Here is a 21,707-nt window from a genome sequence, read left to right as displayed (position 1 = left end):
ATCCGGTTGGGCGAGTTTGCCCCAGATTCTCCTTTATCCGAATGGAGTGCCCACAAAGGGACAGTTGTGCTGCCGGCGGTGAAGGGTCACGATCCGGTCGAGCCTTGCTCGACCGGACCGGACGCATCGGACGGGATGGCCACCATCGAAAGAGAAAGCCACACGCCATGGCCGTTAATACAGAATTCAATTGCGAGCCCGTCGCTCCCTCGTCACAGGCGGCCCAGCGCAGGGGATTGAAGGCCATCCTGCTTGTCTTCGGGCTCTCCGGGGTCGCCGCCTTGGGCGGGGCCGCGGCCAAAAACTTAGGGGCACTAGAGATTGTTTCCAGAGCCGTGGCACAGGTCAAGGAAGTCTCCCGACCCGTGATGCAGCCCGTGAGACAGAAGGTCGAAGATGCCTCCGCAGCCGTGATACAAAACGTCGAGGCGGCCTCCGCAGCCGTGGCGCAGAAGGTCGAGGCTGCCTCCGCAGCCATGGTACAAAACGTCGAGGCTGCCTCCGCAGCCGTGGTACAAAACGTCGAGGCTGCCTCCGCAGCCGTGGTACAAAACGTCGAGGCTGCCTCCGCAGCCGTGGCGCAGAAGGTCGAGGAAGTCTCCGCAACCGTTGTGCAGAGAGTCGAGGATGTCTCTGGGGCCATGATGGAGACGGCCGACGATGTTTCCGGAGCCGTGATGCAGAAGGCCGAGGATGTCTCCGGAGCCGCGGGAGCCGTGATGCAGAAGGTATCTGCTGCCATCAATGGCTGGCAAGAACAACCGGTTCAAGCCATGGCCGAACCCTCCCGTGCGATCGCGTCAGGACCGAATGCGGCGGGCGTGGCGTCAGTCGAACGGAGTGTCGAAACCAATGCCGAACTCCCCAAAACCCGCAGCAAGGCACCAAGCGTGCCAACCGGATACCTGTTTGGCGTCGGCGATCGCCTCAAGGTCGCGTTCTACGAGCGCGTCGAGGTCGAGGAAGACAAGTGGGGGCGCGCGCCCTCGGCCTTGCGCGGCATCCTGCAGCGTCCGGAACTGAGCGGCGAATATATTATCCAAGAGGACGGCACGATTTCCGTGCCCTTGCTTGGCTCCATTCCGGTCGCCAACAGGTCTACGCAACAGGTACAGGCCGACCTAGTGGAAACCTTCAATCAACTGCTGGGCCGCGAGGGACTGGTCAACGTCCTGCCGCTGGAACGCCCGCCCATCTACGTGCTGGGGCCGGTCAAGAATCCAGGCTCGTTCAAGTACGCGGCCGGCATGACCGTCCTGCACGCGATCGCGCTAGCAGGCGGACTGGACCGGGCCGAGGGCGAGCCGTGGCAGAAGATCGAAGCCGTACGCGAGATCCAGAAGCGGAGCGGGGCAATCGACGCCATGTTGAAGTTGCTCGCGCGCGCGGCCGTGCTGAAGGCCGAGCGCGACGGTACGAGACCCACAATCCCGCGCCAGTTGCTGGAGCTGGCCGGCGCGACCGAAGCTGCCAAACTCGTCAACGAGCAGAGCGACCGGCGCAAGGCCGTCGCCACGGCCCGCAAGGATCGTGAGCGCGCGACCCTGCGTGCGCTGGACGCGGCCAAGCAGGACGTTGTCGCGTATGGGCGCATGGAGTCGCTCAACGAACTCATCAAGCTGCGCCAGGAGCGCGTCAACAGCATGCGCACGCTCGTGGACCGCAAAGTTGTCAGCATGACCGTGATGGATCAAGTCCAGGGCGAATTGTCCGACGCGGAACAGCGCCGGCAGGACGCCCTCAACCAGTACGCGGCCGCCAAGCAGCGCCTCGCTTCGCTGGAGTCTGAGGTGTTGCGGACCAGGGCCGACCTCAGGATCGATCTGGAGGTCGAGATCGAGACCATGGAGAGTCAGATCGCGGCCAATCAGCGCGAGTTGAACGCCAGCGAAGGCGTCCTGTACACGTTGCCGGTGACCCGCGCCCAGTTTGCGAAGGACGCAAACAGCGCAACTTATCAAATCGTGCGGCAATCGGCTGCCGGGCCGGTCAGCATCGAGACCGTTGGGATGACCCTGTTAAAGCCAGGCGACCTCGTCAACATCATCATAGGCGAAAGCGAGCCAAGAGAGCCGGCCGGTTCGTCGGTCCCAACCGTGTCGCCGAGCTGCGAGAGCTTGCCGGGAGCGTGCAATCCCAACGATGTCGAGCCTGCCCGCGTGGTGAGAGAGGAGAGGATCGGTCCGAATTGACGCCCGGCAAGGACATTGGTCTGCATTGCTGGTCTGCGTGGATGAACTCGTCGGCACGAAGTGGGAAGCGCGAACCGACCACTCGCCGTCGCCGACAGCTTGAACCGATTCATGATCGAGCATGTCCGCCTCCGCTTGCATGTCCGCCTCCGCTCAGGAGTTCGGATCACTGACAAAGTTGCAGTGAGATGACATCGAACGGGATGCAGGTGCCAATCAAGAGGGATTGGTCAAAGATCTCGGAATTTTGTCACGACGCGCGTACGAGCGAAATCTGCGCACTATCAAATCGAGAAGGCTCTGGCTACTCAGCTGCTGAATTCAGATCAAGACGCTCGGCTCAGCCTCCATGCTAAAGTGTACAGCAAGCTTTTTTGTCCAGAAAGGCGCGCGTTTCGGCGAATTGGGGGCCGTAAGCTAGCCTTAGCAATGTGCAATAATTGCTCATCAGATGCAATCAACGTAACTGACGCGTTATCGCCACCTGGGAGAAGCCTGCCAATTTTCAATTTGCCAAGATCGATGGTATCGATCTACCTTTCGCCGATAATAGTCTTGATTTTGTGTTTAGTGGTCGGTTGATGGAGCACCTCCACCCCGACGCAGTAAGGCAGCTTTCGCAGCTATACCGTGTTCTTGTACCTGGCGGTGCCTACTACTGCATCACTACACACGCGGTCACGGGTCCTCACGACATTCGGTATACTTTGACAAAGTTGCATGTGGATTCCACCTGAAGGAATATAGCTATCGTGAGCTGTCACGCGCGTTTACGGGGATTGGCCTCGAAAGCAGGCTGTTCGGCCATGGGGCGTTAATGAGCTCGTTGCTGCCAACAACGCTGTCGATACCGCCAAGTTCAGCCTGCTCCCCAACGAACTGCGCTTGCCGCCAAGCGAAGTTGTGGGATCGAGATTCCCATCATGTCGAGACCAATCCTGCCCATCCGACGAATACGCCATAAAAGCGTTGTATCGGACGCCAGTGATCGGTTGTAAGATGCTTCAGCAAGCGACCATTCATCACAGGCAACTTTGACGGGGTCATTGTAGTATGTCCGGATTTTCTCGACCCCCATTCCGGGTGTGGCTAACCATGTCGGAATATGATGGCGTAACCGATCAACGTCGGTTAGCACTTTATTGAGACCGGTACCCGCCGCCGGATCGCTGGTAGCAAAACTGTCACCAGCCAATACCAGACCGGGTTGCTGTTCGTGATTCTGCGCGGCGTAAAGATCAACGGGTCGAATCTGAATATCGCTTGACACGACAGCATCACCAAGGAGACGCTTCAATCGGGGCATTACCGCATACAATGCAGATAACGGCGATGTGCGCACTTCCTGACACCACGCATGGCGTATATCACCATGGTAGACGAACACATTGGCGCGCATTCTTGAACCAATCGGAAACATGCTCACATAACCCATGGGCCCTGGCTTTTCCGCAAAATACGTTAAAGCTTGAAATTTGAAACCAGCTTTAGAGGTGAGATCAAAACCAACACTGATCGAGTGGCATTTGCTGATCTCGGATCGCGTGATCGCACCCCGGACGACATTGTTTAAGCCGGTCGCCACCACAATCAATCGGGTCGACCATGTGTCACCATTTGACAGGGTAACTTTCTGCCGGTCGGAGCTCGTCGTTATTTTGGTCACTTTAGCGCAGATGAATTGGACGCTATCTGGAATCTGGCGGCGAATAACATTTACCAAATCCTGATAAGCCATCCCATATTCGCAAGGCTCGCCGTGTTTCCCATGCTTTTTACCGATGACATAACCGTGACGGGCCACCGATATCTCAGTCATCGGTGTCGCAGCCGCCAATACGGCATCCGCCAGCCCGGTTTTTTTGAGCAAGTCGACTTGATCGTCATCGAGTTTTTCGCAGCGAAACTCCACTGGATAGACTTGATGGATATCAACAAGGATGGTCGAAATCTCCATCCGGCCAAGCATCGCAGCGGCTAACGAGCCGGCGGTACCACCCCCGAGGACCGCTACATCAATATTATTCAATTCCCGCTCCTCCGCTCACCACTTCATTGACAGCACGATCATGACGGCACCAAACGGTGTCGAAGAAAATTCAAGACTCCGTCTTTTGCTGCAAAACCAAACTAGCGCGCTTGTTTATCACGCGACCAAACCGCGCAATCCACAGTTCGGTAAACAGCTTTGACGGAATCCCCTCCATCGACCCGCCAGTCTCGCGAAGCAACTTGAAGTGCTTCTCCTCAATTTTCTCGCAGCAAAAATCCTCCGCACAGGGATGATGCACGTCGATCAGGACGATCGAAATCCGGCTCGCCCGAGCGTCGCGGCGGCGATAGAGCCGCCCCAGACCGCCTCCTACAATCCCAATATCTGCACTATACATCATCGTCTCCCGCAGATAAACCGCATTGTACCATACTTTTTCGCGAAGCGCTATGATGTATCCCACACCGATTTCAAACTCACGATCGTCCAGTCAGAGAAACATGCGATGCAAGGATCGTCTTGTCTTGCGAACAACCTGCCGCAGCGGCGGCTTTACTAACGGCGTTTTGGCATACCATGTATCTATATAATGGATAGCCATTCGCACCGCAACGACAATACGACCGAGCAAAGTTCTGCTATCAAAATGGAAAAACAGAAGCAAATTGATATCGGACCACGAAAGCTTATAAGGCTCGTCGCCGATCGTGAAATCGAATTTCTGAATCTTCCGGCCAATGGCATATTGCATCATTTCCTGAATATGCTGACGCCCGGGACTGTATTTGGCAAACTCCTCCAGATAACTCGACATCACCAGTGAATAACTGGAATTGAACCGGAGACCCAGACCCGTCGCCACCGGAATCCCATCCACATCCAGCCGCGTGACATGGATGACCTCGCGCAACCGAGGATTGGCGACAATCGCCAAATAAAATTCGCGAAAACCCGGACGTTCGAACATATCATGAACACCCATTCGGGCATAGCTGCTCCGTTTTTGTTCGATCAGCTTTGCAATGGTGCACTCGATCTCGGCCTGATCTTGCACGTCTACAAAGCGAATCGCGCCGCCACCTTGCTTGGCGAGGTTTTTGGCCTTGCGCCGGTGGGTATGCAGCGTCGAATTCGAAAACTTTGACGCATAAAACCTATTCCAGTTCGCTTCCGGGAGGGTTGCGACATGCCCGGCGCAATTAGCCAGCAAGACCGGCAACTCGAGAAAGGGATTAGGTTGGGAGCCGACAACACTGGGCATATTGGAAAATTCAACAGTGTCGAAACGAAGTCGAGGATAGTCTTGAATCGCCCGAATTATGTCTTTCCACAGGCGGCCGAATCGGCCAGGTTTCACGTGATCGCTAAAATTTATCGCCAGAATGGGCGAATTATAATCGCACAATTCCGATCCAAACCAGACCAGCCGGCGGATCAGACTATGGCGTTCGATCGCCAATGGCAGAATAAAAACCGCCATGCCGGTATCGTCGAGACCCAGCACGATCACCGGGATCAGTCTCTCTTTGGAGCCGATGTGGTGATACCATTCCATCTGCCAATCAAACAATTGGAATACGGTACAATCCGCATGCTGCTCTAATGTTCTCCATTGAGCTTCCACCGCGTCCATATCGGTGAAAATTTGCAGAGCAATATTCGCCGTCGTCGTCATTGGGTGTGCCTATGTAACAGAGGTTTAGCCAGTCCTGCTGCTAGAGAATGTTCTGCTTGAAATCCCAAAAGGTAGCGTGCCTTGTCCGGGTCGCCGATCGAATTATAGGGAAGAACTTGCGGATGACTTCGCCCGCAGGCTGCTCCAGTCTGAACAGCAAGTTGCGCGTGATCAGGAAGCCACTCAAAATGAAGAACAGTTGGACCCGCAGCGCTCCCGCCCCGATGCGGAAGTGCGTTTTGACCCACGGCCAGCCGAAGTGCTCGACGCCGACGAGTCCGATCGCGATGGCCCACGGGCCATCCAATTGCAGTCGACAATCCAGCGCCATAATCGGTGTCTCCTCAAGTCTGGAGCGGCGACGCGGTCGGTCGGTCGTGCGCGGGGCCGGCCGCAGAATCCAGTTTCATCGCGAAGGCCAAAATCAGGGCGGCACATGCACCCTCGATGCTGACCGCGAGCGTCCAGCCTAGGACCAGGCCTTGAAGTCCATCAAGCTTCGCCCCCGCGACCACGAAGCACAGCTCCAGCAATCCGCCAAGCGCGAACCAGCGAGATGCCTTGCGCATCCTGTCGCCCAACCGCGCCAGCGTACAGGCATGAAATTTGAGCGTTGATCCCAACAGGCTGAAGCCGAGGAAGTGTAGGCTCGAACCGGCGATCTCAGGATAGACCGGATTGAAGACCGCAAGGATCTCCTGCGAATAGGTGAAGACGAAGACGGCACAGGCCAGCGAGAAGAGCAATGACGCCGACAGCGACACAAGGATGTCGTGTCTGGATTGTTTCGGGCTTGTTCTGATCACAGGGAACAGGATCGTGGCCATGGCTGCTGGAATCAACGAGGCCGTAAAGACCAGCATCCACAACGGCATGAGGGCGGCATTTGTGATCGGCGACAGGAGAACCAGCACAAGGTAGGGCATGATGACGACTGGTGCCTGCGAGGCGACATCGAGCGCGTAGTGGTCGAAGACCTTGCTTCGGAGCGTATGGAGCAGCTGGAAATCGGGAGGCCCAACGAGGCGACGCGCACCGCCCCGGGTCAAGAGATCGACGCCGATACAGGACGCCACCAGGCTGGCCACCCAGCTCAGAAGAAGCGCGGCATTGGAGGTGTAGCCAGCGGCAGCGGCGACGGCGATCAGCATCAGCTTGAACGTGGAGAACAGCACCTGCCGGATCATCCTGCCGGTGCTGCGCAGGTTGCCGACGAGCGCCAGATCGACCATCGCGCAGAGTACGGTCAGGCAGCAGCCGAGGACGAACGTAACAGCCTCGAACCAGCCGCCGATCGGCCCGGTCGAGCTGTTGAGGTACGCCTCCCCGAAGACAAACAACAAGGCCAGGCCGACCCCCAGCGCCACCCCGACGGACGCTGCAGCGGCCACGAGGCCGCGCCCCTTGCCGGGATGCCGTACGATTTCACCCATCAGCAGGGTCCCGAGCCCGGCTTCGCCCAGCAGGCCGACGAGCGCCATCACGGACAGGAGAGCGGAGGCCTTGCCGATCACCTCCGGCGGAAACAGCCGGGCCGCGAGCCACCAATAGACAAACCCAAGACCGGCCGTTGCAATCGTTCCGATCGCCACAGCGCCGGAATTCAGAACGAGCGCGGCGCTCTTTTGAAGCTCTCGCCGGACGCGAATAATGGCTGTCCCCACGAGACCTATTGGCATGATGGCTCCCCCGAACCTTGCTGCGCCGGTACCGCTGACCTGCTAGCGGCTGGGCACACGACGTCCCGGTAGACCTGCTCGATCCGAGTCACGACCGCTCCTGCCTTGAGGCGCCCGACTCGGGCGAGGCTTGTCGCCTCCAGGCGAGCGAGCAAGGCGCGGTCCTGCAGAAGGGTCTGCATTGCGTGGGCAAGGACGTGCGCATCACCGGGCGGCACGAGAAGCCCGGTTTCGCCATGATCGACGAGATCCGGCATGCCGCCCACGCCGGTTGCGACGACCGCCTTGCCGGAAGCCATCGCTTCCATGATGACCGTCGCGCAGGCTTCGGGCCCGACCGACGGCAGCACCCCGAACAGTGAGCGCCGCCACGCATGCATGATGGCGGAATGCGGCCATGCATTGAAGACGCGAACGCTCGGCGGAAACTCTGTTGGCGTATCGGCGACCCGGCGCCCGATCAGGACCAGCTGCGGCGCCCGTTCCAGGCCGGCATAGGCTTGCAGGAGAACGTCAATGCCCTTGAGGCGCATCATATCACCGACGAACAGGATGAATTCACCCCGGGGTAGCTCACGCAGACAGGGATGTTCCGGGCCAAGCATCGCAACATCATCGGGCACAAAGTTCGGGATGATCTCGTAGGGGGCGCGGCCTTCGGTCAGTCCGGTGTGGCGCGCCACCGCGTGGCTCACCGCGATGAAACGGTCCACCGCGCGCCGAGCGGCAAAACTCGACGCCCAGTTGCCCAAAGTGGTCGCGGCTGCCTTCACCGCCCCGTAATGTCCTGCGGCGCAGGGCAGGCACTTGGCCGGCGCTGGGCCACTGCAGAGACGGGCGCCCAAATGCATGAAGTTCTTCTTGGCGCAGACAAGGCCGTAATCGTGGAGCGTAACCACGAGGCGCGCCCTACTCCAACCTTTGAGCAGCAGGAAGGACGCGTAGATCCAGTTATGGGCGTGGACTATGTCCGGCTCCTCCCGAGCGACCAGCCGCCTCAGGGCAAGCACCAATTCGGGATCTGGAAAGGGCGGTGCATGGCGCCGCTCGGGATCGGTGTGAAGGCCCGACAGGCGCTGGAGCGTTCCCTGCAGGCGATGCACGCGGACCGCGCCGTCCAGCTCGGTTTCAGGCGATCCAGGATGCATCAAAGTCCCGACGCTGACATGATGGCCCCGCTGCGCCAGCGCCGCGCCGAGATTGCGGACGTGCCGCTCCTCTCCCCCGATCACCGGAGGATAGAACTGTGATAGCAGCAGGATGCGCATGGTCCAGCCTCGTTCTAGATGCGCGGCACCATCGTCGAAACGCTGCGATAGAGCCGGTTGTCTTCCGGTCGATAGAGCCGCGCCTCGGCCGTCTGGCGAGTTCCCAAGACGGGCACCGGGATTTTCCGTATCCAGGTGTCGCCCGGCGCGATGGTGAGCGATCGGAAGATGGCGAACGGCTGCCCATCAAGGGTGATTTCCAGGTCGAATCGCTGAGGTTGGGTCTCGGCGCTCCTGATGCCGACGGTGATCTGGCCGGACTCGCCACTGGCCGACGGCAACAACCAGAACGCGGTGTATTTGAATTCCCGGTAGGCCGCTTCGTCCCGGACAGCAACCGCGTAGGCTCCGGTCGCCACGAGCAGCGCTAGCATGAACGCGGCCCCCTGCCAGAACCGGATCCGCGCTGGTGCCGGCCAGGCTGGCAGATCGGGTGTGTCGCGGCGCTCGGCCGCCAGCAGCGCCGCGGCGGCCGTCACGGCCCAGAACCACAGCGCCCACCCGAGCGGTGTAAGGAAGCCTGCGGCGTTCAGGGCAAAGCCCCCGGCAATGCCGGCGGCGAGGCTTGCTCCGACCGCGTAGGCCAGGTGTTGCAAGGCGGAGGTGGTCCTGACACCCATGGCCCGCAGCACCACGTGGCCCGAGACGAAAAACACCATGGGCGCGCCCAGGGCAGTACGCAGGAGCAAGCTGTCGCTAACCGAAACGGCAGCCACTGCGGCCCCCGCCCACAGGCACGCGGCCAGAAGGTCCCACTTGCTACCAATTCTCATGCAATCCTCTCACATCGTAGATGACGATCCAGCCGTTGTCGTAGATGCGGGTGACGCCCTTGACGTCATTGAACTTGAGCAGCGCTGCGCCCGAGAGCGGAGTTCCCTGCTGGGCTTGCCACGGCTGAAAGTAAAAGCCGAGCACCGGCGGAGCCGTGGTCAGGCGAAGGTCAACGAGCAGGAAATCGATGTCGCTTCGCGCCAACGCCCAAAACTCGTCGGGCCCCAATGTCTCGGCATCGAATATGCGCGCGGGATCGATCCCTTTGACGATGGTGACTCGGACGTCCTGCCGGCCGTAACCCGCAAGCAGAAGACGGTTGATACGGTCGGTGGTGAACCGGTTGCCGGCACCCAGCCATTCCCTGGCCCAGAGTGCCGTTTCGATCCCCATCGGCTCGATCGATTCCTGATCTGCACCCACCCTGTAGCGCCCATGGATCGGATTAATCGAAGAACTCGTCACGCCGCCTAGGACCATGATCACCAAGGCAACGGCAGGCGCGATGCGGCGCCACCCGCGTGGCGCGCGACCCTGCCAGAAGTGGACGATGCTCACCGCGACGACCAGTCCAACGCCGATGAACACGAACGTTCCCATGCGGTTGCCGATTTCCCAGCCGGCGACGGTCAGTCGGAAGGCCACCGAGACTGGGAGGCCGAAGGCCAGCAAGCTGAGCAGCACGAGGCGGCTGTCGCGCCAGCGGCGTTTGAGAATGCCGTGGATGGGACGCCAACCGGATCGCGCACCGCTCGGCGCTGCCAGGGCCAGCGACCGAAAGAATCCCGTTGCCAGTCCGAGCGCCACCAGCAGGAGCGCCAGCAAAGTGGTGAGCCGCATGTAGAGGGCCTTGTCCGGCGCTCCGAGGTGCTCCGACGGCGGGGTGGGCGCGCCTCGGATCTTCCCGAGCAATGTGTCGAAGCCGGACTCGATCACCGGACCGAGATAGCCTGTGAGAGGGACGTCACGGGCCTGCACCCACAGGATCGGCAGGGCTATGGCGAGGATGGCGGCGAGACCCACGGCAATGCTGGTCTTGATCCGAAGGGAGTCTTGCCGGCGCAAAGCCTCGAGGGCCGCTAGCGCTCCGAAATAGATGGCGGCGAAGGCGGCCGAGAGGTGATGCGTGACCGCGAGGCTTGCCAACAGCAATGCAATCAACCCGAGCGACTTCAGCCTCGGTTGCCCGACGAGATCCTTGGACGCTGCTTCAACCGCGAAAGTCAGCAGGCACAGCACCATGCCGAGGCTCTCGTAAGAGAACATCGAGTCGAACAGGAAGAAGGTTGAGCAACCCATATAGGCCAGACAGGCGACGGCCGAGATACGCGGCGATCCGGCGATGCTTTCAAGGAACAGAAACAGTGCACCGATGAACGTGCCCTTAAGGATGACCAACAAGAGCGCTCCCGCCACAAACAAGGGCAGTCCCGTCAAATCGACGATCGCGGTCGTCAGGATTTCCAGGCCGGGGTAGCTTGACCCGATAGGAAAAAGCGGGTTGGACAGGAACAGCCGCCGGGCTGTGATGAGATCCTCGGCCGCGATCCAGTGCAAAACCTCGTCGTAACCGCTGAAGCTTGTCGGGGAATAGACTAGCTTGCAGTAGAACAGGGCTTCGGCAAGCAGGAACAGGAGCACCAGGCGCTCACCCCTGGCTGTTGTCGGCCAGGCGATGCGAAGGCTGATCGGAGCGACCAGGAGAACGACACCGGACCAGAAGAGCGGCGCCGCCACGTCATAGTCCCGGCGCCCGGCTGCGTGCCCGGCCACGACCAGGAGTAGAGCCGCGGCGATCGTTAGGCATAGAGCCGCGATCCATCCGGAACTGGCGCGTTGCGATGGGCCATCGGCGCTGCCGTCGCGAAGGTCGGGACCGACAACGGCCGAGACGAATCGGATCCCGACCTGGAGCGGGTTGATCCTGGTTCCTGCGGTGAAATGAGCTGGCAACATCAGCATCATACTCTCCTCGCAGGAGACCAGGATGTCAGGCCACCGGGGGGCACGGGGACAGTGGATCGGTTGCCGAGGACATCATAATAGACGTCGCTAAGCGCGTGCGCGCAAGCATCCCAGTCGGGCAGCGCCAAATCCGGGACCTCCCGACGGGACTCGAGTTCCTCGGCCATGGCGGCGGCCAGCTCTCCCGGACCGGCGTTGCACGGGATCGCCCGGCACAGGCCGTTGGTGGCCAGCTCCCGCAGACCGGACGTGTCGCTGACGAGGACCGGACGGCGAAGTGAAAGGGCTTCCATCACGGCGACCGGATGGGCCTCGTATTCGCTGAACAGTATGAAGAGCGCGGCGCTCGCCAGGAGGTCTGCCATTTTCTGCCGCTCGGATCCGGGGATTCCCGCAATGGTGACCCGCTTTTCGAGGCCGAGCGTCGCGACGAGGCGTCGTAATTCTCCCTCGTACGGGCCTCTTCCGACGATGTGCAGTCGGGCATCCGGTACCCGGCGGATCAGTTCGGGCAAGGCCGCAATCGCCCGGTGATGGCCCTTGTAACGCTCCAACCTGCCGCCCGAGACGATCAGGTGCGGATCGACTTTGACGCCGGGGCTCGCAACCGGCATCGCGGCACCGTTCGGGATGACCACAAACCGTTCCCGCGGCACGCCCATCCTCGCGCTGAAGAAGCTGGCTTCGAATTCGGAGACGCCAATCAGCCGCGCGGCCCGGGCCACTAGCGGCCGGAGCAGCGCGTGCTGCGTGCCGCGCATGGCGTTGCGCAGCCGGGAGGAATGCCCGCCGCTGTGGAAGGTCAGGATGAACGGAAGGTCCCCGCGGACGGCCGCCAGCAGCCCGATCGGCGCCACGAAGCTGTTGTAACCTTGGAAATGGATCAGATCCCAAACCCCGCGCCGGATGGCGGTATAAATGCGGGGCGCCACGTAGAGGTCCAGCTCCCTCGGCCAGGCCGGCACGCGCTGCACGCGCATGCCGGGCACCGCCTCCTCAACCGGCAGCTCCCCCGAAGGATCGGTAGTGAGCACGTCAACCGCGTGGCCACGCGCAGCCAAGCGAGGGCCGACCTCCTGGATGTGAGTTTCGATGCCGCCCATGAAGGGGTAGCAGCGAGCGGCAACCATCAGGATTCGCATCGGGGTTGTCCACCGTCATCACAGGCTGTGGCGCTCCGCCTGTGCTGTTGGTGCAGCCTCTCGCGCAGGATGGTTTTGAGGACGCGCCAGCCGTCCGGGATGGCGCGCAGGTGGCTCACACCGCTGATGCGCCGAGCCTCGAAACTTGCCACCTCGACGATATTGAGGTGGTTCTTCAAAGCTCGCACGTTGATGAGGGTCTCGATCTCGAACCCGTCGCAATCGCAGTTCAGCGTGGCGACGTGCTTGGTCCAGAAGGCTATGTATCCGTAGCATAGATCGGAGAACCAACCGCCATAGAGCAGCCGCACGAACAGGGTCAGGCCCGTGTTGCCGAACATCCGGAACAGCGACATGTCACCGGTGCCGGCGCCCTGGATAAATCGTGAACCCTTAACGAGATCCGCGCCGGCCATCAGCGCACTGACAAACACGATCGCCTCCTCCGGGACCATGGAGCCGTCGGCGTCCAGCATGACGATGATGTCGCCTGTGGCGGCCAGGAATCCCGCTTGCAGTGCAGCGCCCTTGCCCCGGCGGGGCTCCATGACAACCTTCACGTCCTCGCGCAGGCGGCGCGCGACCGCGACCGTGTCGTCGGTGGAACGGCCATCCACGATAATGATCTCATGCGCCCAGTTGGGGATGCGCGGCAGAAGCCAAGGGAGGTTCTCGGCTTCATTGAGCGTCGGGACGACAAAGCTGACTCGAGGCAGAATCAACGATCGCCGCAGCGCGAAATTGATCGAGTCAGGCGGCGATGCGGCACCGATGGGGGCGACAATGCTGGAAAGACGGGCGTTCATGGCAGCGCTTTAAGGTCGTACGATGGAACCCAGGGGGCGGGCTGAAAGCGCGCCAGGACTGCCGATAGGTATCGGGCGAGATGATGGACCGGGTCATACGTCCGGTGCTCCACATCGCGCGCGCGCAAATGCGCGGCCAGCGACAAGCCGGGGGGGCCAGCTCCAATGACCGCCACATCCACGGATGTGCTTGATCCAATCATATGCGGGCTCCCGGCCATAGTGGAAAGAAGAATGAAGATGAGGTGAAATAAGATCTGTTGCAGCCCCCTAACTTTTAGGTTGTATGCGAGCATTACCTATGCATATCTTAAATGGAAGGACGATGGATGGTTAGGAAAAGACAATAGATGATTAGCTCTTTTGGGGTATCTCTTCAGGTTATTTCCAGCCCATACCACCAGCGCGGATAGCACGGCAGCGGCACCGATCACTTCAGCAGCTGTGTTGGCAGCGTTGCCAAACCCGTTCAGACCTCTGGGGCCACTTCCAACGCCGGCGAGGACATCCATCGACCCGCGGCCGGCACTAGCTCACAAGCGACAATTTTCTACTGACCGAACCGTGCGGAAGGCAGCGAAGATCGTCGGCGCGAAGAAATGAACGTCCAGACAACGCTGACATTGCCACTGGCCAGAAGCTGCAATGTGCAGGTGGGCTCGCTCCTTCACTCGGCCGTGATTTCCGAGCTTATTCTGTGCCCGAGAAGGGTCGGGCGCGCCCGACCCTTCTCGGGCGGGGTACCTTGCGCTCGACCACCTGGCTACGGGTGGCTGACCCGGACGAGACCGCCCAAGAGAGGGACTGCCCACGCGGTCCCGAGACCCCACGCGGTCCCGAGACCGGCGCGTCGGGTACCAGCAAACGATAGGAGGTCGTGACCTCTCGCAAACCCCGGATATGCCCGAACAGGTCGATCACCTCCAAGCCAGACCGGCGGTTGTAGGTGTGACACCCCAACGCTCCGGACCAAATGCGACCGACCGGGGTCTGGGCAAACTCCGACGCCCCGAGCGCATCGATCTGGCAGAACGTCACCGCGCTGCCATAGCCGCGCGCGCAGTCTTGGACCGGGCGTAGCGTGCGTCCGCCGTGTCGGATGACGGCGCCTGCGGGGCGGCTGAGCCTGGCATCGATCAGGACCGGGTTGGCGGCATGGGGCGTCCAAGACCCGGTCAGGCTCTCGGCACGGTAGAGGCTGAGGACATCCCAAGACGTGGACCTCCAACGCCTTGGGCTGACGAAAAACCAAAAGCCGCCCTCATGGCAGAGAGGCGTGGTATCGTAGCCCTCGATCCCCTCGATGAGGCAGGCCTCCCGCGTCCACCGGTAAGGGAATTCCACTGCCCTGTAGAGGCTAACATTCCTGGCCGTCCCCGATTCGGGGATCATCCAGATCTGCCCGTCCTGCTCGAACACGAACGGGTATGAGAGGTGATGCGGTTCCTCCACGACGATCTGGGGTGCGCCGACGGTCCCGTCCCGGTCCGCTGCCACGACCGCAATGCACCCCCGGTTCTTCGAGTAGAGGTACTGTTCGACAAAAATGAAATCCTGCCCTTGGCGCCGGAACGGGAACGGGTCGGCAAGGTAGCTATCGGTGCTTCCGGTGAGCACCGAGAAGGTTGCTTCGCCTTTGTCGAGCAGGCTCGCCGATTCATCGAAGCGCCAGCCAACCCCCCACATCCTGCCGCCTCTTGCCAGGACGTCCAAAAACCTGATCGCTTTCGATGCCACCGTGCCGGTCGCCCTTGCAAGGGCCGAGGATGCGCCAAGTGAAGGCACGGCCGTCCGTGAACCGGGGACACCGGACGCAGCTGAACCGGTTTCCTCGCGCAAGGCTTTGAGGATCAGCAGCACAGCGCAGGAGAGGACGCTGTCTAGACTCGCTGAGAACACTCCACGGTCTACACTGGCCGGACGGGCCATCCACGGCCGCAACGGGCGCGCCGTGTCGTGCAGGTCGACGAGAAGGTCCTGATCATTCGCCACGGCCGCCATGACGCCGATCTCGCCGGGTACGCCGTTGAAGAGCGGCGTCAGCACCCGCAGCCCCGCCGGGCGCGTCTCCTCTCCGCTCAAATCGATCACCACGTCCACTTGGTCGGACGGAGGCGGCGGCAGGGACCGCAGCGCCGCCTCGACGGAGTCAGTGGCGCCGTTCCCGCGAAAGCCATAGACCAGTCGTTCGAGTTCGAGCAGCAGACGGCAGGTCAACGGCAGCGGGCGGCGACCGGCCGCCAAAGCGCAGGAGACCTCGTTGCCGGGCACTTCAGCAAGCGCTTCTGCCAGCCAGAGGTGCCACCGAAGTAGCCGCGATGGATCGAGACTCAGGCAAATGCGCATTGTTGTTCTGACCGCGGATTTCAAAAGGACGCCGGCTCACAGCTTGACGAGAACCGCCTGCGGCGATCCGCCTTACCAAGACTCCGCCGCGGGCCCGCGGGCCAGGGATGTAGATGGAAAGCGATGGCGCGTGTCACAGCGCGAGAATATTTCCCACCTATTACTACCGCGGGGACTCGCCAATAAGAGGAGCCGAACTCTTGGTTGGGAGCGATGTCTGACAGCACGGGTCCATACTCGAGCGACCGGAATCGGCCAAGCACCACTATGCCCGAACGACGCCCGGGCTGTGCGAGGTCAGAGGAGGTAATCCTTCGGGGCTGTTGCACTCGGCGCCCGGCGAGAGCCACATGGCCGGGTGATTGTTGGCTGGCAACGAGTGAGAAATAGGCTGCGCAACGCCGGACTGCGGGTGCTGGTGTGCGCGTTGCTGTCCGTTCCGGCAGTCGTGAGCGCCGCGGATGACCCGTCGGCAACGTCCTTTATCAAGACTTCCGGAACGAACTTCACCTTGGACGGCAAGCCGTTCTTCGTGACCGGCGTAAACAACCACTATCTGACCTACGGGTCGCCGGATGAGGTCACCCGCGTTCTCGATGACGCGGTGGCGATGGGCGCCAATGTGGTCCGCACCTTCCTCCAGCCGGTGATCGGGTCGCTCGACGGAAGCAAGCCTACGATCTGGGATTGGCGGCTTGAAGGCGAAGCCAGCAATCTCTCGGTCAAGGGCACGTACCTGCTCTACTGGGACCCGAGCCAAAACAGGATGGCGATCAATGACGGCGCCGACGGCATGCAGAAGGTTGATTTCCTCATCGCCGAGGCCGGCAAGCGACGCCTGAGGCTGATCATCGCCGTCCTGGATTTCTGGGCCTTCACAGGCGGCGCCCAGCAGATGCGGGCCTGGTATGGGAGCCGGGACGCCCCAGGCGTGCAGAGCCAGTACGACACCGACCTCAGCAAAGAGAAGTCGGAGTTTTTCTTCCAGGATCCGCGCACGAAGCGCGACTACAGGACCTGGGTCAGCCACGTCGTGCAGCGAGTCAACCCGCTCACCGGGCTCGCCTACCGGGATGATCCGACCATCATGGCCTGGGAGCTAATGAACGAAGGCAATGCGCAGCCGGAGGCCTTACGATTGGCTTGGACCACCGAAATGACGGCTTACGTGAAGTCGCTCGATCCGAACCATCTCGTCACCTCAGGGCACGCTAACGTCGAGTCGAAGCTATCGGATCTGACGATCCCGACTCTCGATTTCGGGACCTGGCACGGTTACCCGCTCTACTACAAGCTCACCGTCCAGCAGTTCGACAGCTTGATCACCGAGTTCTGCCGGTTGGCAGTTCGCGCCGGCAAGCCGGTGCTTCTGGAGGAGTTCGGCTATGCCCGCTCCAATCAGAACTTTGCCCAGGCTTACGCGATGTGGCTCGACACGCTGACGCGCGAGCGCAACTGCGCCGGCTGGATGGTGTGGCGGCTGGTGTCGCGGCAGGACAGCGGACGCTATCCCGTCGACGAATATGACAAGTTCGATATTCACAACGACGGAGGTCCGCTCTGGAACATCCTCAAAGCCGCCACGGCTCGGGCGACGCAGACACGCGAAACCAGCCCGGCCTCAGAAAGCAGCCGGCAGTTGCCATGACCGAAGCCTCCGTCGTGATCTGCGCCGACACACTCGATCGCTGGGACGATTTGAACGCGGCCATCGCGTCGGTGCGCCGCCAGACCTGCCCGGCCCGCGAGATCGTCCTCGTTGTCGACAACGATGAGGCGCTCTTGGAGAGCGCCCGGCGCGAGATCCAGGGTGTCGTCGTCACACCTAATACCAACGTGCGTGGACTGTGCGACGGTCGCACGACGGGAGCCGGATTGGCGCGCGCGCCGGTCGTGGCGTTTCTCGATGACGATGCGATCGCCGATGAGCGCTGGCTGGACGAGTTGCTGATGCCCTACGCCGACCCGCGCGTGCTTGGCGTCGGCGGCCGCCTCGAGCCTCTGTGGCGCAAACCTCGGCCCTCGTGGTTTCTTTATGCTGAGAGCCGGCTTCCGGGTAAGCCGAATCCAGCGCGTGGAAGTCTGGCTTTATCGCATCGTCTATCGAAGAGCTTGGGGCAGACATTGGCAGTTCAAGTCGGGAGAATTCCTAGATGCGTATTCTGATGCTTGCGCAATCCTGTACGCCGATTGGCGTTGGCCAGCGGGGCCACGTCCGGAACCTAAGTATCGGTTTTGCCCGCCGCGGTAATGACGTTGCCGTTGCCACAACCGGTCAGCCTGGATCGAAAACCGGGCAGACCGAGCATGGCGTCACCAGCGAACGCCGGCAGGTCCCGCGCCCCCCCACGATCTCGGTGATTATCTGTGCCTACACCGAGGACAGATGGGAGCTGATGCTTCAGTCGGTGGCCTCGGTTCAGGAGCAGACCTTGCAACCCTGCGAGATCATCGTATGCATCGACCACAATGAAATCCTGTTTCACCGTTGTGCCGCGTACTGGGCTGGCTTCGCCGCATCCACCCCTCCGATACGGGTGATCCAGAACAAGTACGACGGGCACCTGGGGTCGGCCCGAAACACGGCAGCCGAGACAGCTGCGGGAGACATTCTGGCGTTCTTGGATGACGATGCAGCGGCCGACAAGGACTGGCTCGGGATTCTCACAGACCCGTACCAGGATGAGCGCATCGGCGCCGTCGGCGGGCGCCCCCTACCGGTTTTCGAGGCTAGCCGCCCGGCCTGGTTTCCCGTGCAGTTCGACTGGGTGTTCGGATGCGCTTATGACGGTCTTCCGACAAGCCGAGGCCCCTTGGCTCATCTTATAGGTGCCAACATGTCGGTGCGGCGAACCCTCCTTGAGCAGGTGGGAGGGTTCCACTCCGACAATCACGACGACATGGACATGTGCCACCGCGTGGCGCAGATCAAGGGTAGTGAGGCTGTCATCTACGAACCGGCAGCGACCGTCCGCCACTTTGTACCCGCCTCACGGCCGAGTTGGAAGTACTTCTGGCGCCGCTGCTTCTTCGTCAACAAGGGGAAGGTCGAGGCTCTTGCCCAGATGGGCGACGCCGCAACTCTGGGTGCGGAAACCCACTTCGTCTGGCACGCGCTGACCAAGGGCGTACCGCGAGGGATTTGGCAAGCCGCCAAGGGTGACCCCCATGGGCTGGTCCGGTCCTCGGCCATAATCATTGGCATAGGTCTGGCCGCGGCAGGCCACGCCGCCGGTCATGTCGAGCGGGCGCGGCGATTGCGCCGGCAGCGCCGACAGGCCACCAGGCAGGTATTTAACACAGCCGCGCGAGCCAATGGGCGAGAGAAGTGAATGCCTTCTTCGATAATCATTGGTTCGGGTCCGGCTGCAGCCGCCGCCGTGTTGGCGCTGTCCGGGAAGTCTGACGAGAAGATAACTGTGTTCGATCCGGGCACCGTGCTGGACGTCCAGACGCAAGAGGTAATCTCCAGGCTGTCCAAGCTGCGTGTCGGCGACTGGGATGAGGAGGACGTCCGCCGGATCGGATTGCAACCCAAGCGCGTACAGTCGGATTCGCTCCCTGAAAAGAGAAGCTACGGATCCGATTTTCCGTTTGTCAACAAGGGCCAACTCGACGGAGTCCACTCCCAGGGTAGAGTCAACTCTGCTGTGATCTCATGCGCCTACGGAGGGTTCAGCAACGTCTGGGGGGCCCAGATCATGCCCTTCAGCGCTGCCACATTCAAGAGATGGCCGTTCGGTTTCTCGGATATGGAAGAGCACTATCGGACGATCCTTGGTCACATTCCGTTCGCCGGAGAGTCCGACGATCTCGATGAGTGGTTTCCGCTCATCGGATCTCCGCACCCGCTTCCGCCGCTGGCACCGCGGACGCAGATGGTGCTGGCCAACTACGACCGGCACCGCGATCGTGTACGCTCCACCGGAATAACCATAGGGCGCGCGCGGCTCGCCTTCTCGGCGCCCGAATGCCAGCCCTGCGGCCTGTGCATGACTGGGTGCCCGCGGTCGCTGATCTACTCGGCCTCGCACAGCTTCGACCGCTTCAGGCGCAGCGGGAGGATTGACTATCACAGCGGGCTGCTCGCGGTTCGAATCGGCCAGGAGGCCGACACGGCAGTCGTGGAGGCTCGGGAGCTATCCAGCGGCCGGATCCAGCGATTCGCAGCCGACCGGGTCTTCGTGGGTTGCGGAGCTATCGGCACCACTCGGCTGATCCTGGGCTCGCTCGGATCGGACCAGCCGGTCCATCTTTCGGAATCGGCTCAGTTCGTTCTTCCAATGATGTCCGTGAAGCCGACTCCCGACCCACGTACAAGGCGCGAGTTCACACTCAACCAGTTCAACATGGTCATCGGCCGGGACGACGAAGGCTTCGACGTCTCACAGGTTCACTGTTACCCGTTCAACCACGCATACTACGATGCGCTGCCCGGCTTCCTCCAACATCCCGCCGCCGCCTTCGCGACAGATCGGCTGCTGAGCCGATTGACGGTAGGCCTCGGCTATTTGCCATCCTGGGCGTCACCCAAGATACGGATCACAGCCCAGGTGCCCGCAGCTCCTGATGAGCTACCCCGGATTACCCTTACTGCCGAGGGGTTCAGCGAGACCAGGGTCAGGGGCAAAGACGTGCCTCCGACGCTGCCTGACGTAATAAAGCGCATCTATAGGGCAGCACCTTACCTTGATTTGTGGCCGGTCACGTCGCAAATGCTGTGGTCGGGTGGGGCCAAGAGCTACCACTTTGGCGGCAGCTTTCCCCACGCTAGTGAGCGGGACGCCCGGAGTACGACGACAGACCGCGTCGGGCGGCTGGCGCGTTGGGACCGGATTCATCTTATCGACGGTTCGGTTTTCCCAAATGTTCCGGCGACTACCTTTACGCTGACCGTGATGGCCAATTCTCATCGCATCGCCTGCGAGGCGATGGAACTGACGGGGTGAGCATCAATGCGGGTCGGCATCACCGGAGCGACTGGGTATGTCGGGTCCATCCTGCGTGCTACCTTCGCCCAGCAAGGGCATGAGGTCATCGCGTTCGCCCGCCCGAACCGGGCGACCTCCGCATCTGCCGCCGCAATGGCCGGCGTCGCCGAATGGCGCCCATATGAGATTAAGCGCCCGCCGTCGGGACCCGCATTCAGCGACCTAGATGTGCTCATCCATAGTGCATGGGACCTGAGTCTCGTCAGTGCCGGCGATGTATGGGGTGTCAATGTGTCCGGCTCGCAGCACCTCCTCCGCAATGCCGCCGACGCAGGGGTTCGCCGGGTCATTTTCATCTCCTCGATGTCCGCTTACAAGGGAACCCGACAGTTGTACGGCCAGGCCAAGCTGGCGTGTGAGCGCACAGCCAGCAGTCTGGGAGGCGTCTCCACCCGCCTCGGACTGGTTTACGGCCCCGGTTGGGCCGGGATGGCCGGCGCGCTGCGCAAACTCACCAAACTGCCGGTTACACCTCTCATCGGGGCGCGCTCCCATCAGTTCACCGTGCATGAGGCAGACATGGCAGCCGCCATGGTGCGTATTGCCGAATCGGACATGCCCCTGCCGGAACCGGTAGGGCTGGCCAACCCCGAACCCGTGCCGTTCCGACGGCTCATGAACGAGATCGCCGCGTCACAAGGCAGAACACTACGTGCCGTCCCGGTGCCCTCGCAGCTTGTCAGTTGCATGCTCCGGGCAGGAGAGGCCCTGCACGTCCCCCTACCCTTCCGATCCGACTCCATCCTGGGGCTCGTGCACCCGGCGGCAGAGGTTCCCGGGGTAGGGCAGCTCAAGCAGCTCGGAATCAGGTTTCGAAGCTTCTCGCTGGACGGAGATCGACGTTAAAAATATGGGAGATTTGCCCAGCCCTGCGGG

18 protein-coding genes are annotated in these 21,707 nt (G+C 61.4%); 7 read left to right on the top strand and 11 right to left on the bottom strand.

Annotated features, from left to right (window positions below):
• Nucleotides 1-236 precede the first annotated feature (236 nt).
• Nucleotides 237-2,192, top strand: coding sequence for a polysaccharide biosynthesis/export family protein (locus NKI47_RS15850; protein ID WP_352591377.1), 1,956 nt, complete (start codon nucleotides 237-239; stop codon nucleotides 2,190-2,192).
• Nucleotides 2,193-2,668: 476 nt separating this feature from the next.
• Complete coding sequence (locus tag NKI47_RS15845; protein ID WP_352591653.1) at nucleotides 2,669-2,929, top strand: class I SAM-dependent methyltransferase; 261 nt, start codon at nucleotides 2,669-2,671, stop codon at nucleotides 2,927-2,929.
• Nucleotides 2,930-3,051: 122 nt separating this feature from the next.
• Here the strand turns inward: NKI47_RS15845 and NKI47_RS15840 are convergent, their stop codons facing one another.
• The 11 genes from NKI47_RS15840 to NKI47_RS15790 form a co-directional block, all read right to left on the bottom strand.
• The gene (locus NKI47_RS15840; RefSeq protein ID WP_352591375.1) at nucleotides 3,052-4,221 is read right to left on the bottom strand and encodes an FAD-dependent oxidoreductase; all 1,170 of its coding nucleotides are present in this window, start codon (nucleotides 4,219-4,221) and stop codon (nucleotides 3,052-3,054) included.
• A gap of 70 nt (nucleotides 4,222-4,291) precedes the next feature.
• Complete coding sequence (locus NKI47_RS15835) at nucleotides 4,292-4,648, bottom strand: hypothetical protein (protein ID WP_352591372.1); 357 nt, start codon at nucleotides 4,646-4,648, stop codon at nucleotides 4,292-4,294.
• 27 nt (nucleotides 4,649-4,675) lie between these two features.
• A complete protein-coding gene (locus NKI47_RS15830) occupies nucleotides 4,676-5,860 on the bottom strand; it encodes a GNAT family N-acetyltransferase (protein WP_352591369.1) in 1,185 nt (394 codons plus the stop codon).
• Nucleotides 5,861-5,900: 40 nt separating this feature from the next.
• A complete protein-coding gene (locus NKI47_RS15825; protein ID WP_352591366.1) occupies nucleotides 5,901-6,191 on the bottom strand; it encodes a hypothetical protein in 291 nt (96 codons plus the stop codon).
• A 13-nt stretch (nucleotides 6,192-6,204) separates the two neighbouring features.
• Nucleotides 6,205-7,539 (bottom strand): lipopolysaccharide biosynthesis protein, encoded by a 1,335-nt coding sequence (locus NKI47_RS15820; RefSeq protein ID WP_352591363.1) that lies wholly within the window; start codon nucleotides 7,537-7,539, stop codon nucleotides 6,205-6,207.
• Entirely contained in the window at nucleotides 7,530-8,807 is a 1,278-nt protein-coding gene (locus tag NKI47_RS15815; RefSeq protein ID WP_352454209.1) for a glycosyltransferase family 4 protein, read from the bottom strand. Before NKI47_RS15815 ends, NKI47_RS15820 begins: the two co-directional genes overlap by 10 nt.
• Nucleotides 8,808-8,821: 14 nt before the next feature.
• Nucleotides 8,822-9,466 (bottom strand): hypothetical protein, encoded by a 645-nt coding sequence (locus NKI47_RS15810; RefSeq protein ID WP_352591360.1) that lies wholly within the window; start codon nucleotides 9,464-9,466, stop codon nucleotides 8,822-8,824.
• 100 nt (nucleotides 9,467-9,566) lie between these two features.
• Nucleotides 9,567-11,543 carry a putative glycosyltransferase family protein gene (locus NKI47_RS15805; protein WP_352591357.1) on the bottom strand — a complete coding sequence of 659 codons (1,977 nt, stop codon included), beginning with the start codon at nucleotides 11,541-11,543 and terminating at the stop codon, nucleotides 9,567-9,569.
• Nucleotides 11,543-12,688 carry a glycosyltransferase family 4 protein gene (locus tag NKI47_RS15800; RefSeq protein WP_352591354.1) on the bottom strand — a complete coding sequence of 382 codons (1,146 nt, stop codon included), beginning with the start codon at nucleotides 12,686-12,688 and terminating at the stop codon, nucleotides 11,543-11,545. Before NKI47_RS15800 ends, NKI47_RS15805 begins: the two co-directional genes overlap by 1 nt.
• Nucleotides 12,676-13,494, bottom strand: coding sequence for a glycosyltransferase family 2 protein (locus tag NKI47_RS15795; protein ID WP_352591351.1), 819 nt, complete (start codon nucleotides 13,492-13,494; stop codon nucleotides 12,676-12,678). The genes NKI47_RS15800 and NKI47_RS15795 overlap by 13 nt, the downstream gene beginning before the upstream one ends.
• 690 nt (nucleotides 13,495-14,184) lie before the next feature.
• The gene (locus NKI47_RS15790) at nucleotides 14,185-15,864 is read right to left on the bottom strand and encodes a glucosamine inositolphosphorylceramide transferase family protein (protein WP_352591348.1); all 1,680 of its coding nucleotides are present in this window, start codon (nucleotides 15,862-15,864) and stop codon (nucleotides 14,185-14,187) included.
• A gap of 334 nt (nucleotides 15,865-16,198) precedes the next feature.
• Between NKI47_RS15790 and NKI47_RS15785 the strand changes: the two genes are divergently transcribed.
• The 5 genes from NKI47_RS15785 to NKI47_RS15765 are packed head-to-tail and all read left to right on the top strand — an operon-like array spanning nucleotide 16,199 to nucleotide 21,677.
• A complete protein-coding gene (locus NKI47_RS15785; protein WP_352591345.1) occupies nucleotides 16,199-17,488 on the top strand; it encodes a glycoside hydrolase 5 family protein in 1,290 nt (429 codons plus the stop codon).
• Nucleotides 17,485-18,006: a glycosyltransferase family 2 protein gene (locus NKI47_RS15780; protein ID WP_352591342.1), complete on the top strand. Its 522-nt coding sequence runs from the start codon at nucleotides 17,485-17,487 to the stop codon at nucleotides 18,004-18,006. The genes NKI47_RS15785 and NKI47_RS15780 overlap by 4 nt, the downstream gene beginning before the upstream one ends.
• Entirely contained in the window at nucleotides 17,994-19,172 is a 1,179-nt protein-coding gene (locus NKI47_RS15775) for a glycosyltransferase family 2 protein (RefSeq protein WP_352591339.1), read from the top strand. The genes NKI47_RS15780 and NKI47_RS15775 overlap by 13 nt, the downstream gene beginning before the upstream one ends.
• Nucleotides 19,173-20,789, top strand: a complete 1,617-nt coding sequence (locus NKI47_RS15770; protein WP_352591336.1) for a Rossmann-fold NAD(P)-binding domain-containing protein — start codon at nucleotides 19,173-19,175, stop codon at nucleotides 20,787-20,789.
• Between the two features lie 6 nt (nucleotides 20,790-20,795).
• Nucleotides 20,796-21,677 carry an NAD-dependent epimerase/dehydratase family protein gene (locus NKI47_RS15765; RefSeq protein ID WP_352591333.1) on the top strand — a complete coding sequence of 294 codons (882 nt, stop codon included), beginning with the start codon at nucleotides 20,796-20,798 and terminating at the stop codon, nucleotides 21,675-21,677.
• Nucleotides 21,678-21,707: the final 30 nt, after the last annotated feature.

The sequence above is a fragment of the Mesorhizobium sp. M0633 genome (assembly GCF_040320645.1).
Classification (GTDB): domain Bacteria; phylum Pseudomonadota; class Alphaproteobacteria; order Rhizobiales; family Rhizobiaceae; genus Mesorhizobium.
The sequence above is the reverse complement of the archived record's forward strand: the minus strand, read 5'-3'. Positions and strand labels throughout refer to the sequence as shown.